This window comes from Micromonospora sp. NPDC005553 (genome assembly GCF_042871765.1).
GTDB lineage: Bacteria > Actinomycetota > Actinomycetes > Mycobacteriales > Micromonosporaceae > Micromonospora.
Window position 1 is genome coordinate 1,339,258 of the sequence record NZ_JBIAJD010000001.1, and the last position, 14,681, is coordinate 1,353,938.

General features: G+C 67.9%; 12 protein-coding genes. 8 read left to right on the forward strand and 4 right to left on the reverse strand.

The annotated features are described in order from the left end of the window. Positions 1-75 precede the first annotated feature (75 nt). A complete protein-coding gene (locus ACFYPG_RS06020) occupies positions 76-1,320 on the reverse strand; it encodes a sugar ABC transporter substrate-binding protein (RefSeq protein WP_355008283.1) in 1,245 nt (414 codons plus the stop codon). A gap of 397 nt (positions 1,321-1,717) precedes the next feature. Here ACFYPG_RS06020 and ACFYPG_RS06025 point away from each other — a divergent pair, with 397 nt between their 5' ends. Beyond that, positions 1,718-2,740 carry a LacI family DNA-binding transcriptional regulator gene (locus tag ACFYPG_RS06025; RefSeq protein WP_387350595.1) on the forward strand — a complete coding sequence of 341 codons (1,023 nt, stop codon included), beginning with the start codon at positions 1,718-1,720 and terminating at the stop codon, positions 2,738-2,740. Positions 2,741-2,748: 8 nt separating this feature from the next. Here the strand turns inward: ACFYPG_RS06025 and ACFYPG_RS06030 are convergent, their stop codons facing one another. Both ACFYPG_RS06030 and ACFYPG_RS06035 read right to left on the reverse strand, forming a co-directional pair. Then, on the reverse strand, positions 2,749-3,879 hold the full coding sequence (locus tag ACFYPG_RS06030) for a LacI family DNA-binding transcriptional regulator (RefSeq protein ID WP_387350596.1): 1,131 nt from the start codon (positions 3,877-3,879) through the stop codon (positions 2,749-2,751). A gap of 250 nt (positions 3,880-4,129) precedes the next feature. Further along, complete coding sequence (locus ACFYPG_RS06035; RefSeq protein ID WP_355008286.1) at positions 4,130-5,416, reverse strand: cellulose-binding protein; 1,287 nt, start codon at positions 5,414-5,416, stop codon at positions 4,130-4,132. Between the two features lie 808 nt (positions 5,417-6,224). On the opposite strand from ACFYPG_RS06035, the gene ACFYPG_RS06040 reads away from it, so the two are divergent. The 4 genes from ACFYPG_RS06040 (at position 6,225) to ACFYPG_RS06055 (ending at position 8,049) form a co-directional block, all read left to right on the forward strand. Continuing rightward, positions 6,225-6,488 (forward strand): alpha/beta fold hydrolase, encoded by a 264-nt coding sequence (locus ACFYPG_RS06040; RefSeq protein ID WP_387350598.1) that lies wholly within the window; start codon positions 6,225-6,227, stop codon positions 6,486-6,488. A 27-nt stretch (positions 6,489-6,515) separates the two neighbouring features. Then, positions 6,516-6,719, forward strand: coding sequence for a hypothetical protein (locus ACFYPG_RS06045; protein WP_355008288.1), 204 nt, complete (start codon positions 6,516-6,518; stop codon positions 6,717-6,719). Between the two features lie 201 nt (positions 6,720-6,920). Continuing rightward, on the forward strand, positions 6,921-7,298 hold the full coding sequence (locus tag ACFYPG_RS06050) for a RidA family protein (protein WP_387350599.1): 378 nt from the start codon (positions 6,921-6,923) through the stop codon (positions 7,296-7,298). Positions 7,299-7,368: 70 nt separating this feature from the next. Next, positions 7,369-8,049, forward strand: coding sequence for a GPP34 family phosphoprotein (locus ACFYPG_RS06055; RefSeq protein ID WP_387350601.1), 681 nt, complete (start codon positions 7,369-7,371; stop codon positions 8,047-8,049). A 114-nt stretch (positions 8,050-8,163) separates the two neighbouring features. Here ACFYPG_RS06055 and ACFYPG_RS06060 read toward each other — a convergent pair whose 3' ends face one another. Next, positions 8,164-9,477 (reverse strand): M48 family metallopeptidase, encoded by a 1,314-nt coding sequence (locus ACFYPG_RS06060; RefSeq protein WP_387350603.1) that lies wholly within the window; start codon positions 9,475-9,477, stop codon positions 8,164-8,166. 508 nt (positions 9,478-9,985) lie between these two features. On the opposite strand from ACFYPG_RS06060, the gene ACFYPG_RS06065 reads away from it, so the two are divergent. From ACFYPG_RS06065 to ACFYPG_RS06075, 3 genes are all read left to right on the forward strand, one after another. Further along, the gene (locus tag ACFYPG_RS06065; protein ID WP_387350605.1) at positions 9,986-12,052 is read left to right on the forward strand and encodes a cellulase family glycosylhydrolase; all 2,067 of its coding nucleotides are present in this window, start codon (positions 9,986-9,988) and stop codon (positions 12,050-12,052) included. Positions 12,053-12,769: 717 nt separating this feature from the next. Beyond that, positions 12,770-13,234: a class I SAM-dependent methyltransferase gene (locus ACFYPG_RS06070; RefSeq protein WP_387350606.1), complete on the forward strand. Its 465-nt coding sequence runs from the start codon at positions 12,770-12,772 to the stop codon at positions 13,232-13,234. Between the two features lie 111 nt (positions 13,235-13,345). Next, positions 13,346-14,158 (forward strand): AAA family ATPase, encoded by an 813-nt coding sequence (locus tag ACFYPG_RS06075; RefSeq protein ID WP_387350608.1) that lies wholly within the window; start codon positions 13,346-13,348, stop codon positions 14,156-14,158. Positions 14,159-14,681 lie beyond the last annotated feature (523 nt).

Consider the following 14,681-nt stretch of genomic DNA (forward strand, 5'->3'; position numbering starts at 1 on the left):
GAGAGCCAACGGGAGGGTCCTACCGCAGGCGGGCGCCGGCCGACGGCACGGTCGGCACCCGCCTGCCGGGATCGGCTACTGCTTGAGCACAGCGGTGATCTCGGCGTTGTCCTTCTGGATGTCACCGCTACCGTTGAGCACCTGGTTGCGGACGAGGGTCAGCCACGGGCTGCTCGGGGCGTTGAACGCCTGCTGGAAGTTCAACGCCACAGGCGTGTCACCCTTACCGGCCGCCTCGTTGATGGTGACCAGTCGCGGATCCGTCACGGCGTACTTGTTATTCGCGAGGTCGGCCCGCGCCACCACGTCCTTGTTCTTCGCCAGCACCTCGACCTGGGCGTCCTCGGACATCAACCAGCTCAGGAAGTTCCAAGCCTGCGGTGCCTTCTTCGAGTCCTTCGAGACGCCGATGCCGTCCCCACCGACGAAGGTGGAGCCGCCACCGCTGGGGCCCGGGATGGCGGCGACACCGACCTCGAACGGCGTCGACGAGAGCAACGTCGCCGGGTAGAACATCAGACCAACCTTGCCCTCGGTGAACGCGGCGGTCCAGGTCGGGCCCGTCTCCCCCGCCGAGGCGGGCAGCACCACGCCGGACTTCCAGAGGTCGTGCCAGGTGCGGTAGACCTTCTGGGCGGTCTCGTCGGCGAGTTTGGATTCGGTGCCCTCCGCGCTCAACACCTGACCGCCGCTGGCCCAGACCGACGGGAACCAGGTGAAGACCAGGCAGCCGCCGCAGTTCAGCCCGGCCGCCGTGCCGTAGACGCCGTTCTTCTTCGTCGCCTGGACCGCCTTTGCCGCGGCGGCGTAATCGTCAAGTGTCGCCGGGGCCTTCTCCGGGTCCAGCCCGGCGTCCTTGAACAGTTGCTTGTTCCAGAACAGCATCGACAGGTCCAAAACGAAGGGCAGGACGTGCTCCTTGCCGTCAAGCTTGCCAGCCGACAGGTGCCCCTTGTTGATCGAGTCTTTGAAGCTGAGGCCGTTGATGTTCGCGCTGAGGTCCTGGAACAGCCCCTGGTTCACCCAGTTCTTCACGTAAACGATGTCGGCGGCGAAGAGGTCCGGAAGGGCACCCGAGCCGGACGCCGCGCCGACCTTCGCGACGTAGTCATCGTTGGGAATGACGGTCAGCTTGACCTTGTTCTGGTGGCTGGCGTTGTAGGCCTGCACCAGGAGTTTCGCCTGCTTTTCCAATGGCGCGCGGGTCCACATGGTGAGTTCGGCGCCGTCGTCGACGCCGTTGGGCCCAGCCTCGGCGGCGCTCGGCCCGGTCGAGTCATCGCCGGTGCAGGCCGCCATACCGAGAGTCAGCGTGGCCACTAGGGCTCCGGCCAGCGAACGGAGGGCAGTTCGCCTGCCCAGGGCTCTCCTCATGATCTATCTCCCTTGGGTCCATCGTTCCGAGGAAGCCGTTGCATGGGCCTCCGTAAGCCGGCGATCCGTGCGGGGTGCCCTGGATGTCCCATCGCGCCCTCGCCTTCCGCCGGCACCTCGCCCGCCACGTCGTCAGCGCTGCGCCCGAGATGTGCGTGTCACTTTTGCGCCGCTAGCGTGGCGCACGAAATCGTTTTCGGCAAGATGTCACGCAGGTAAATCCGAAACGGCTTTCGGCACCGTCCGCTGCTTCCCCGGAACCGCTCTACGCTCTACGCTTACTCAGAAAGTGAGCGGGAGCCACCCTCGGTGGGTGACCCTAAAACCTTGCGAAAGGATTTCGGTGGGGCGACGACGATCACAGTCGGTGACGCTGAGCGATGTGGCGGATCGCGCCGGCGTCTCCGTCGCCACCGCATCGAAGGCGCTGAACGGCCGCGCCGAGGTCGCTGCGGACACTCGAGAGCGGGTGATACGTGCCGCCGCCGATCTACGCTTCCAACCGAATGTGCTGGCATCCGGGCTGATCTCCGGGCGTACCCGCACAGTCGGGCTACTCACCGACGAACTCGGCGGGCGGTTCTCGATCCCGATCCTGCTCGGCGCCGAGAATGCCCTCGGCAACGGACAGATGTCGGTCCTGCTCTGCGACGCCCGCGGTGACGCCATCCGCCGCCAGCACTACATCCAGACCCTGTTGGCACGTCAGGTCGACGGGTTCATCGTTGTCGGAGACAGCAACGACGTCAGCCCGTCACTGACCCAGGACATCCCCGTGCCGGTGGTCTACGCCTATGCCGAGTCAGTCGACCCACGAGATCTGTCGATCATCGCGGATGACGAGGGCGGCGCCCGGCTCGCAGCCGAGTACCTGGTCCTGCATGGTCGACGCAGAATCGGGCACATCACCGGACCGGACAGCTACCGCGCCGCCCGGGATCGGGCGGCCGGACTTCGGGCGGTCCTTGACGATGCTGGCCTCTCGCCCGCCAACGATCCCCTGTTCGGCGAGTGGTCGCAGCGGTGGGGCCGGCACGCGGCGCGTCTGCTGGTGGCCGCCTGCCCCGACGTCGACGCGATCTTCTGCGGTAATGACCAGGTCGCCGCCGGGGTCACCGACGCCCTCCGCGACCTGGGTCGCCGGATCCCCGAGGACGTGGCGATCGTCGGCTACGACAACTGGGAGGACTTCGCGGCCGAGTGCCGCCCGCCTCTCACCACTGTCGACCTCAACCTCGAACAACTCGGCGCTACCGCGGTCAATCACCTCCTCGCGGCCCTTGACGGTAACGCCAACTCCGGCGTCATCCGCCAGCACGGCCGTCTCGTCGTACGTGAGTCCACCGGACCCGCACTCCCCCGGTAGCCGGCGTCTCAGCGGGGTAATGGCGCCGCGGTGAATGGCGAGGCGTTCGGCGGCCCCGGGAGGCGGGAGGGCGTTGCCGTGCTACGCCTGATCACCAACTCCGGCACGAGCAGCTGCCGTGTCTGTGTCGGGGTGCCCTCGGGCTGCCCAAGCTGGGACAGCAGGAGCCTCAGGCTGAGCCGGCCCAGCTCGGCAAAATCCTGGCGCACCGTGGTCAGCGGCGGCAGATAATGCGCGCCGTCGGGCGCCCCGTCGAAGCCCACCACGCTGACGTCCTCGGGGACCCGCCGACCGGCCTCGTGCAGGGCCCGCAGCACGCCGAGAGCCAGCTGGTCACTCGCGCAGAAGATGGCCGTAACGCACGGATCGACCGCCAGCCACTCGCCCTGCTCATACCCCGCCCGCGCGCTCCAGTCTCCGGGCACCACGGCAGGGATCGGCCGACCGGCGTCCTGCAACGCCTCGCGCCAGCCACGCAGGCGCTCGCCCGCCTCCGGCCAGTCGTCCGGACCGGCCACGTGGTGAACGGTGCGGTGCCCCAGGTCGAGCAGGTGTCGGGTGGCCAGTCGTGCGCCCGCAACGTTGTCGATGCGCGCACTCGGCACCGCATCGATGCTGCCCCCACCCACGGTCACGCATGCGATTGCGGGCAACGGCTCCGCCAACGCGCCAGCCATCGCCGACTTCGGGGCGATAGCGATGACCCCCTCGACCGACTGCTGACACAGCCAGTCGATCGCGTCGAGCACTGACCCGCGATCCAGATGGCCAACGCTGGCAACGCTCACGAAGTAACCTGCCGCCCGGGCCGCACCCTCGATCGCATACAACATTGAGGTCGGCCCGAACAGCGGGCTTTCGTAGCCGATGATCCCCAACATGCCGGAGCGCCGGGTTACCAACGCGCGAGCGGCGGGATTCCGGCGGTAGTCCAACTTTCGCATCGCATCGACAACCCGCTGCCGGGTTGCGGCCGTGACGTGTGGGTGCCGGTTGAGGACCCGCGAAACCGTCTGGGTGGACACCCCCGCCAGCTCGGCGACGTCACGCATGATGGGCCGTCCGGGCCACCCGGCAGGTCGGGTGGAGGCGTCCGACCACGGGCCGCCCACCGTTTCGGGGCCGTTCACCTTGACCACAACCCACTCTCCTCGGCTTTAGTCAATCCACGGTCTAGCCTCCGAGAATGGCCGCCGAAAAGGCTTTCGGCAAGATGCCCGCCGCCCCCGGGTCCGGCAGCGGCCGGACCCGGGGCGGCACCGTTGACTGGCACCGCCACTTGTGTGCGGGCGATGAAGCCTGGCCAGCGATCTCGGCGGCGGTCCGACGCCTGCTACGTCCGCAAGCATCCATCGCGGTGGTGGTCAGGCAATGTCCTGCCTGCTGCGGTCAGTAGCCGTAGCGATTCTTCAGGTGTCGCCACCAGTCGCGGAACATCCAGGTGTCGAACTCGGTGATCGTGCTGGCGCTGCCGGCCTTCATCAGGAACCCGCCGACACCACTGGGAGTCCAGTCGTAGAAGTCGTCAAGGCCGAAGGTGTGGCCGATCTCGTGCAGCAGGATGTGCATGTTCGCGACACCGAGGTTGTTCATGAAGTACTCACGGCCGACCCGTTGACCCCAGTCACCCCCCGCGCCGCCACCGAACCCGTCGGTCAACCACAGCGACTGGTCATAGTGCCGGGCCGCACCGCCCGGGCAGTTCGGGTACTGCCCGCCCTGGTTGAAGAACCGCCCGCACGGCTCTGCGCACTGCGGCGCGTTCTCCCGAATGTTGTTGACATAAATGTCCACCGACGTGTCCGACCACTGCAACTGCGCCCGGTCCCGGACCGCCCACCCGACGACCCGCACCGGCACCTCGCTGTACGGCCAGGCGTTGTGCCCGACCATCAGGTCGAACCACTTCTTGTACTGGCGAGCCAACGTCGCATGCACCTGATCACGCTGCGCCGCGCTCACCGACGCGCTGGAGTCCCAGCGCACACAGACGTTGAGATACCCCCCGTTAGCGAAGACCTGATCCCAGCCGTAATTTCGGAACCCGTACAGGTTGTTGTAGGTCTGCTCCTGATGCGTCCACACCTGACCGAGCGGGCTCACCAGGTTGCCCGGCGGGTTCCACCCCGACGACGGCGGCGGCGTGGGCGGGTTGGCATGTGCCTTGACCTCCAGCAGGCCTACCGAGGAGGTGCCGCTGGAGGTCAGTTGGACCCGCAGGCGGGTGGTGTTGACGGCAGCGAAGGACACCCGGTTGTACCGATCGGCAGCCACCGGGTAGCCGCTGGCGCTTGGGACGTCGGCGAAGGCCCCGCCGTTCCAGGACTGCACCCGCCAGGCAGACGGCAGCCGAACTCCGCCCTGGTCGTCGAAAAAGTACGCGTCCACCGCGCGGATCGTCTGAGCGGTGGCCCAAGTCAGCTCGACCCAGTGGGTGCCGGTCTGCGGCCAGGTGCCCCATCGGGGGTTGGCCGTGTCATTGGAACGGGGTGGGTCAACTCCGTCCTTGACCGCCGCCACGTTCTCCCAGGCCGAGGTGTAGGAGGCCGTCACGGTGGCGGTCCAGGCCAGATTGTCATTGGGGGCGGCCTTCGCCGCACCACCGACCACCAGCAAGTTAGAGGCGAACAGGCCCAGGGCCACTATCAGCGTCGAGACCCGCCGATTCCAGGTCATCTCACTCTCCTCTCGATCGACAAGCACCTGTTTATGAGGGTCAGGTCGGCTCGCTTCTCGGCGAGCGCGACCTGATCGATGCCGCCAGGGCTCCGGGCTTCGGAACGGACGCGGCCGTCGAGGGCTCCGACACGAGGTGACCCGGTTTTCGAGGCGCGGGCGAGCCGCCGGCCCCTGTCGGCTCTACCAGAAGTTCGTGCCGAAGACACCGCCGCCGCCGCCGCTCGATGCCGCCACACCATCGCTGGCCTGTCTGCGACCCGCGATCGCTCCCGGCCGCCCAGGCTCGACCGTCGACCGGGATTGCAGCCAGCCCGGCGGGCCGACCAACGGTGGCGTGGTGCAGGAAGAGTCTGCCTTCCACCAGACTCCAGAAAGTGATGCAGCTCAATGCCGCACGTCGCCACCCTGCCTCACGAAAACCCTTTCGGCAAGATGTCAGGCATGTGACCACTGCCGCCTCTCAACCCGACACCACCTGCAGCCCCGGCATCAACTTCAGCGGTATCGCGGCTGGCACGGCGGATGCACCCCGCCGTGCACATTGACCATCCAGTAGTTTCGAAAATGTTTCGGTGATCATCTGACGTTGAGTCAATGCCACCGAAAGGAAGCAGGTCTGGCCTTGGTGATCGGCCAGTGGAACGGTGGCGACCTACCCCGACGTCTTTGCCACGGTGACCTCGGTGGCCGGCGGCGAGTACGGTCTCAACCAGGTCGACCCGGACGACCCGGACTCGACATCGCCGCTGGACACACGGCGCGTCAGGCCTGGGCCCAGATGGGTGAGCGGGCTCGCCGTGTGCCGTTGCTGATCATTCAAAGCGAACGGGACGAGGTCGTGCCGCCCCTGGTCGCCACCCGCCTCGTTACCTCGGCACCCAACTTCGCTGGGCAGTACCTCACGCACTGCAGCGAGTTCGACCGCTGTGGCCACTTCGCCGCGGTGGAGGCGCCCGACTCCACGCGGGATCGCCTGCTCGCCGACGCTTACGCCGACCAGTGGAACGACTGCGCGGCCATGCACGCCGCAGCACTGCGCGACCCGGATCCGGCGCCCGCGCTGCGGTAACTGACCCGTACCCTCTGCGCCTACCAGGTGCGGGACCGGGGCTTCACAAGGGCGTACGTCGACGCGGTGGTCGCCGGGCACTGGCTCGACCACGAGCGCCAGGAAACCGAACGGGTCATCGCCCGGCTGCTTATCGCCGCCAACCACGGCGTCGTCCTGGCCACCGGACCCGACGTCGCTGCGGACTCCCAACGCTTTCTCTCCCTGGCGCTGCGCTCACTCCAGCCCTGACCAACCGCGCACGCAGGACCGGCCGTCGGTCAGTGGCGCACGCGTCACGTCCGACACATGACGCGGCGTCACTGTTCGCCAGTGCGGCAAGCCCGGACAGTGGCATGGTGACCTAGCTCGACCACAGCGCCTCCGCATCGGAGGCATCGAGCAATACGAAAGGCGACGACCATGAGCGTAGAACTCCTGCACCCGGACGGGATGCTTCAGCAGTCCGACTACGCGCCGGTTGCGGTCGCGACCGGATCCAGGCTGATCCTGCTGGCCGGACAGGCCGGCGTCACCCCGGACTTCAAGCCCGCCTCGCCGGATCTGGCCGGTCAGGTCCATGCGGCGCTGCGCAACATCATCATCGGCGTCAGAGGCGCGGGAGGGGACGTCAACGACCTTGCGAGACTGACTTTCTACGTCGTGGACTGGGTACCGCAGAAGTGGGAGGAAGTAATCGCTGGCATCACTCGGGCGCAGCAAAACGACGGTCTGCCCGCCCCGACCCCGCCCATCACCATCATCGGCGTGCACGCTCTCTTCACGCCCGAGTTCGTCGTGGAGATCGAAGCGACAGCCGTCCTCGACTGAGGCGCCGCCGCGTCTCTCCCGCGGAACGCGCGTTGCCCTTCGCCGTACCCGTCACATGAGGATGATTTACATGATGCCGACCTCCCACCAGAGCGGGTCGAGGCCGACCGTCGACGACCTACCGATGCCGCACCAGTTCTTCCTCCTCAGTCTTCAGGCCGAGAAGGGCCGCCTCGACGACGACAGCGAACCGGTACGGGGATCGCTGCTCTCCGCCGCCGCGCTCGCCGAGCTTTGCATCGCCGGGCTGGTGCACAGCCGCGACGGCAAGGCCGAGCGGACCAACGCCGGGACACCGACGGCACTCGATCCGTTCCTCGCGGAGGTGCTCGGCGACGTTCCACCGCGCCGTCCGCGAAGCTGGTTCGAGGTGCTGGAAAGCCGATGGAACAGGGCCGAAGGTGCCGTTCGCGACCAACTCGTCGAGGCGGGACACATCGCGATCGAGCACCGTCAGATCCTCGGCCCGATCCGGCGGACGAGGATCGTCGCCACCGATCCCCCGCAGGTCGAGGCGCTGCGAGAGCGAGTCCGCGACGCGGTGCGGGCAGGCTCCGAACCCGCATCGGGCCACCAGGCGGCCGTGCTCGCCACTCTGGCGGTCGACGGACTGGTCGGCACCATGTTCCGGTGGCGCGATCGGAGAACGCACAAGCACGCAATTCGTGCGCTGGCTGGTCGGATGGACCAGGAGATGCCGGGTCTGCGCAAGGGTCTGACCTATTCCATCGCGGCTCGCCGCGGTGGCTGAACGCAGTAGCTGAACCATTCCGAGCGCCCCCGACGGCACCCGGAACCTCGTCCTCGAACCTCACCCGCGCCGGCCCGGAGCGAGCAGCCGGGCCCACCCTGGTGGCACAGGTCCTCAGAACCGGTCCCGGGTGCCAAGCAGGGCGTTGTGTGCGGTACGGCGCCACGGCGCGAGTTCAGCGTCGAGCGCGGCCCAGCGGGTGTCATCGACACTGAGGGCTCCGTCGACGTCAGGCAAAGCCTCAATCAGCCGCATCCGCTGGTCTTCGCCCGGGTGGGTACTCCACAAGTCGGTGGTACGCCGGCTGAGCTGACGGGCCAGCGGCAGGTGGACGGACAATCGTTGCCGGGCTTCAGTTGCCATCGCCTCCATTTGTTCGCCGTCAATGCGCGGCGCCAGATGCCACAAGTCCTGCCAGATTCGGCCGGCGAGCAGGACCGTCTCGGAGGATCGGAGGAAGGGCACGCTGCCGGCGACCCGGCGGGCGACCAGGTCGGCCCTGTACTCGGCGCGGCGGCTGTCGGGCATCGCCACGCTGTCGACGAGCAGCTGCGCGGTCGCGCCGGCGACGTTGGCCAGAGCGACTATTCCATGGACGATCATCCCGAGGAGAACAACCGCGCCGCCACCCTGCTCGGCCAGCGAGTCCGTTGCGCGAATGGCCCGCCGCCAGGGGTTCCGCCCACCGGTGGCCGTCACCGCGCGGCTGCCGAACGTCCTCGCCAGCAGGGTCCTGCGGACCCGAAGCGGATCGCCGTTTGCGAGATGACCCAGTTCGTGGGCCAGCAGCGAAACCCGAGCCGGACGCGGCAGCATCACCCACAGGGGAATCCCGATGACGAGCACCGACCGCTGGCGCCAGCCGAGCCGGGCGACACCCGCGTTGAGGCTCAAATCGGCACAGATCACATCGGGAACCGGCGTCCCGGCCATCTCGGCGACCTCCCGCACCAGACGATGCAACTGCGGGGCTTCGCGCTCGGTGAGCACGCCATACTTGGGCACCCGCCCGAACGACGGCTTCACCAGCAGCAGGACGAGCACAGCGGGTATCGCCAGAGCCAGCCGCACCCCCAGCGGCAGCTCGCTGGCCACGACGAGCCAGACGAGGTAGCCCACCGCGGCCACCCCCAGCAGGGCCAGCGCCACGGAGACCGCCAACAGCCAGACCTCACCCGACGACGTGCCAGCCGGGCGTGCCTCCGGGCCGGCCAGCAGGTCCTCATGCATCGCCCGGTCGAGCTCCAGCCCTCGCCGGAACCCCCACCGGCCGATCAATTTAGTGCCGCGCCACGGAGCCAGCGCGGGGTCGTACACGTCCAGGTTCCACCGGCAGGCAGGGCACCAGGAGAGCGCCCCCGTCTCCAGGAGGACCAGGTCGTGGGCACAAGCCTGACACTTGCCCGGCATCGTCGTCTTCGTCGGCACGAGGGTGGAGTGTAGATCGCCGTGACGAGAGTGTCGCTGCTGATTGGCAAGCTCGCGTTCGGTGCCGGCAGCGAGAAAGGTCCAACGACCTGCGGAGGGATTCGCAGCACGGGCAGCAAGTGATTGCCGTCTATGGCTTGCGCAGTGTTCACGATGACAGCTACCGTCGGCCGCAGAAGCGAGGGGCACGCTTCCACGATCACCAGAACCGCACCGCCGGCCGCCGAGGCGGTCCACGCACGTCGCGGCTGGTCACTCCGGGCGTCCTGGTTGGCATTCGCACCGCCGGGTCAGGCTGACCGCCGACTCCTCGGGAGCCACAGCGGCCACCGTCGAGCGTCCACCTCCATGCGGAGACCCGACCTGTTCCGTACCCGATCCGGGCTGTCGTCCGGACGGCCGGGTGGGCCGCAGTCTGCGCATTTCCGGATCCAGGGCGATGGCACACGCCGCCGGCACGTGCGGACCCCACCCACCCCAGGCGCCACCATGGCGAGGAGTTCTCCTGATGAATGCGCAGTACGTTCGAACAACATATCGACGGGTCGGCCTCGTCGTCGGCGCAGTGGTCGCACTGTTGGTGGCGGGGCTGATGGTCGCCGGCAACGCCCAGGCGGCGGCCGGTTGCCAGGTGGCGTACACCGTGCCGTCGCAGTGGCAAGGCGGCTTCACCGCAGACGTGAAGGTCACCAACCTCGGTGACGCGGTCAACGGCTGGAGCCTGACCTGGACGTTCCCGTCCGGCCAGCGTGTCACCCAGGCATGGAACGCGACGGTCACCTCGTCCGGTGACCAGGTCACCGCGAAGAATGTGAGCTACAACGCGGCCATCGCCACGAACGCAACCCTCTCCTTCGGCTTCAACGGGTCGTGGACGGGCGGCAACACCGTACCCGCGATGTTCGCCCTCAACGGAGTCACCTGCACGGGACGAGTGGGCGAAACCCCGACCCCGACCCCGACCGATCCCCCGCCATCGGGCGGTGACGCGATGGCGACCGTGGCGGCGATGCAGCCCGGTTGGAACCTGGGCAACACCATGGACGCCATCCCCGACGAGACCGCGTGGGGCAACCCCCTGGTCACCCAGGCCCTGCTACGCCAGATCAAGGCGCAGGGCTACAACAGCATCCGAATCCCGGTGACCTGGAGCAACCACCACGGGCCCGCCCCGACCTACACGATCGACGCGGTCTGGTTGAGCCGCGTACGCCAGGTGGTCGACTGGGCGTTGGCGGAGAACCTCTTCGTGCTTGTCAACCTGCACCACGACTCCTGGCAGTGGATCAACGGCTATCCGGGTGACCGCACGAACGTCATGAACCGCTACACCGCGCTGTGGAGCCAGATCGCCACCACGTTCCGCGGCCACTCGTCGAAGCTCGTGTTCGAGAGCATCAACGAACCGCAGTTCACCGGCACGTCCGGTGACGCCCAGAGCGACGAGGTGCTGCGCGAGCTGAACGTCGCGTTCGTCCGGCTCCTGCGCCAGTCCGGCGGAAACAACGCCACCCGCCTGCTCGTGCTGCCCACCCTGAACACCAACTCCAACCAGGCCCAGCTCGACGCTTTGGCGACCACGATCAGCCAGTTGGGCGACAGGAACATCGCGGCGACCGTCCACTTCTACGGATGGTGGCCGTTCAGCGTCAACATCGCCGGCGGCACCCGCTACGACGCCAACGTCGAGCAGGACATGGTCGACGGCTTCGACCGGGTACACAACACCTTCGTCGCCAGGGGCATCCCGGTGATCGTCGGCGAGTGGGCCCTGCTCAGCTACGACTACACACGACCCGGCATCATCGAACGCGGCGAACTGCTCAAGTTCTTCGAGGCCGTCGGCTACCAGGCCCGGACCCGCAAACTCACCACCATGCTCTGGGACGCCGGCTCGTTCCTCAACCGCAACGACCTCCAGTGGCGTGACCCCGGCCTGTACGCGCTGATGAAAGCGAGCTGGACCACCCGGTCCGCGACCGCGTCGTCGGACCAGATCTACGTACGCCGGACCGGCACCGTCACCAGCAGGTCCCTCACCCTGAACCTCAACGGGGCCTCGTTCCGGAGTCTGCGACAGGGAAGCACCGTCCTGACCAACGGCACCGACTACACCGTCTCCGGCACCACGCTGACCCTGACCAGCGCGGCGCTGACCCGGCTGGTCGGCAACCGCGCCCCGGGGGTCAACGCCAACCTCGAAGCGCACTTCTCGCAGGGCGTGCCCTGGCCCATCAGCATCATCTCCTACGACCCGCCAACGCAGGCCGCAGCCGCCGGCACGACCAGCTCGTTCACCATCCCGACCCAGTTCCGCGGTGACCAGCTCGCCACCATGGAGGCCAAGTACGCCGACGGCAGCCCCGCCGGGCCGGCGAACTGGACGTCGTACAAGGAGTTCTGGAGTAACTTCCAACCGGACTACGCCGCGAACACCATCATCCTGAAGCCGGAGTTCTTCGCCGAGGTCAACGACGGCTCGACAGTCACCCTCACGTTCCACTTCTGGAGCGGCACGCAGATCACGTACCGCGTCACGAGATCTGGGACGACGGTCACCGGCAGCGCTTCCTGACCGGACCGAACATCGACGTGTGTTAGCCAGGGCATCGACGATGCCCTGGCTAACACACGTCCACCGCGAGCGCGGCTCGGCCGCCGGCGTCACCCAGGTGGACCTGCTGGTGCTCTGGCGCGCACTGGCCGGCAGGTCGCGTACCCGGGGATCACTCCACGCTGGCCCCACCCAGGTCCACACGAACGGGGTTGGTGGCATGAGCCGTCGTCCGGCGAGGAGAGTTCAGCACTCAACCGCGCCGGCAAGACGCTAGACGGGTACGCAGAGGTGCGGCGAGTGCCCGGCGACCAACTTTATGCACTGCGCAAAGCCATTCGATTGCTGATCAAGCAGCAGACGGGCCACCGCGTCGGACCCTCGTACACAACGACCTGCTGGTGGTGGTGTGCGAGTCACTCGGCGACCGCGAGGCTGAACAGCGAGCAGCCGTCGAGGCACTTGGAGCGGTGCTCCCGGGGCGAGAACGACTGCCCGCAGCCCGGCCGGTACGGGAATGGGTTCTCTCGTGGAGCGCATGGAGGCAAGGGTGACGCGCTCGCTGCACACCTCCACCCCCTTCGTACCTGTGCCCGACTTGCCCATGTTCCTCATCGTGAGCGGCTGGACGCTCGGCAAATCTCGCCCCGGTAATGGCGAGGCGCGATGCGTCAGGATTCTCGAAGTAGGCGCGGGGTGTAGCGGAGGTGAGCGACGAAGCGTCTGACCCCATAAGCCATGGTCCGCACACCCGAGGTGATCCACCTTCAAAGCGGCAACGGCCTGGACGATCCCGCACTCACCTACGCCGGGGCCAGATCCGTGGTCGACGTCGACTACAGCGAGGTAGCCGTCGAAGCAGCGCAGCGGCTCGCCGACGAACTCGGCGTGGCGTGCCGGTACATCACCGCCACAGTGCCACACGTACCTCTACCGGACTCCAGCGCCGACCTGGTCTACACCGGAAAGGGCGCCCTGATCTTGATGCCCGACCTGGACGCGTGGGCTCACGAAGTCGTCCGGCTGCTGCGGCCCACCGGGCATCTGTTCATCTACGAGGCGCACCCGGCGGTACCGCTGTGGACCTGGGACGCCGACTACCCCCGGATTCGCACCGACCGCAGCTACTTCGCCACCAGCCACGTCAATGACACCTTCCCGGCAACGGCGCCGTCGAGTGGCAATGGAACCTCGGTCAGATAATCACCGCGGTAGTGCGGTGGCGACGATCCTCGAGGGCATCGCGTTCGGATAGCACGGTCAGCAAGCCGTCTCAACCGGAGTCGCCCCCGACGCGGGTGGCACCATCGAAGAATGCCACCGCAGCTCCTCGAGCGCCGGGCCGCGTTGACCACGCTGCGGGCCGCCGTCGACGCCGCGCTGGGCGGTGCCGGCTCGGTGGCCGTGCTCACCGGTGAGGCGGGGATCGGCAAGACCAGCGTGGTGCGCCAACTGCTCGCCGAGGTCGATCCGGCCGTGCGGGTCCTCTCCGGCGACTGCGACGATCTGATCGCCCCTGCACCTCTGGCGCCGCTGCGCGAGGCGGTGGCGAATCTTGGGGGTCCTCTGACGGCCGCCCTGGCCGCGCCGCACCTGTCAACCGCGCCGAGCGCCGCGGCCGGGGCGTACCCGTTGGTGGCTGTGCTGCCCGCCATGCTGGCCGAGCTATCGCCAGATCCTCGTGGCCCTCCTGGCGCAGCCGCTGCACCGCGGTGGCCAGCGTCGCGTTCGACGTTGCCGCAGGGGCGAGCAGGGCGGCGCCGGTCCTCCGCCGCGGCCGGGTCCACGGGCCGGCCGACCTGCCCGTCCATCGTGGCCGCGACCAGGTGGTACGCCGAGGTGGCCGGCCGGGGTGGCCGGACGTCGAGCGGGTCGACCGCGCCGCCCTGTTCACCGGGGACGATCTCCAGCCGGGAGATCGCGGCCAGGACACCGGCGACGGACAGGTCGATCGGGCCGTCCGACGGGCGCACCACGAACACCACGTCGCTGGGCGGCGTGAAGATCGGCTTGGTCTGCACCAGTCGCGGGCTGGTGCCCCGGGCGGCGTTCTCCAGGAGTTGCTGCGGGGGGAACCGCACCCACAGATGCCCCTGTACGGCGCCGACAACCAGCTTCAGGTCGTAACCGGTCGGTGGGCCGGGGCGCAGCTGCGGCTGCAGGTTGCTGACCGACACCTGCAACACGAGCTGGTCCTCGGCCCGGGTGAGGGCGAACGACGGCGAAAAGGCCATACGCCCACCCTGGCCTCCACCGCCCGCGACGACATCGGTAGCCGCTGCCCATACTTCGCCGGACCGCTACCTACGTTGCGAGTCCCGCTTTCGCGGCCGGAGCTTCCCGCGAAGAAACAGCTCCAGGGCGGCGTCCTGGCTCTGAGACCAGGTGCGCGTTGGCCGGTTTGTGCAGGCGTGCGGCCAGCGGCAGTGGCTATCACCTGCCATCGATGCGCCGGTAACCGGCTCCGCCGTCGCGCGGCGATCGAAGCAGTGACGAATCTGCTTCAATAAGGCATCAGCACCTGTACCCCACTTAGGACGAGGTGGACGAGTTGACTGGAGCGTGGCCGAATTCCGGGTCCCGGCTGCACGGCTTGTACTACCCGTACTTCCACGTTAGGGATGAGCGGTGGCTCAAGGTGGCCGCGCTG

Coding starts and splice junctions, on each gene's coding strand:
- ACFYPG_RS06050 (WP_387350599.1), top strand. CDS start 6,921: ATGCTTCAGCAGTCCGACTACGCGCCGGTTGCGGTCGCGACCGGATCC.
- ACFYPG_RS06055 (WP_387350601.1), top strand. CDS start 7,369: ATGATGCCGACCTCCCACCAGAGCGGGTCGAGGCCGACCGTCGACGAC.
- ACFYPG_RS06035 (WP_355008286.1), bottom strand. CDS start 5,416: ATGACCTGGAATCGGCGGGTCTCGACGCTGATAGTGGCCCTGGGCCTG.
- ACFYPG_RS06070 (WP_387350606.1), top strand. CDS start 12,770: ATGGTCCGCACACCCGAGGTGATCCACCTTCAAAGCGGCAACGGCCTG.
- ACFYPG_RS06065 (WP_387350605.1), top strand. CDS start 9,986: ATGAATGCGCAGTACGTTCGAACAACATATCGACGGGTCGGCCTCGTC.
- ACFYPG_RS06075 (WP_387350608.1), top strand. CDS start 13,346: ATGCCACCGCAGCTCCTCGAGCGCCGGGCCGCGTTGACCACGCTGCGG.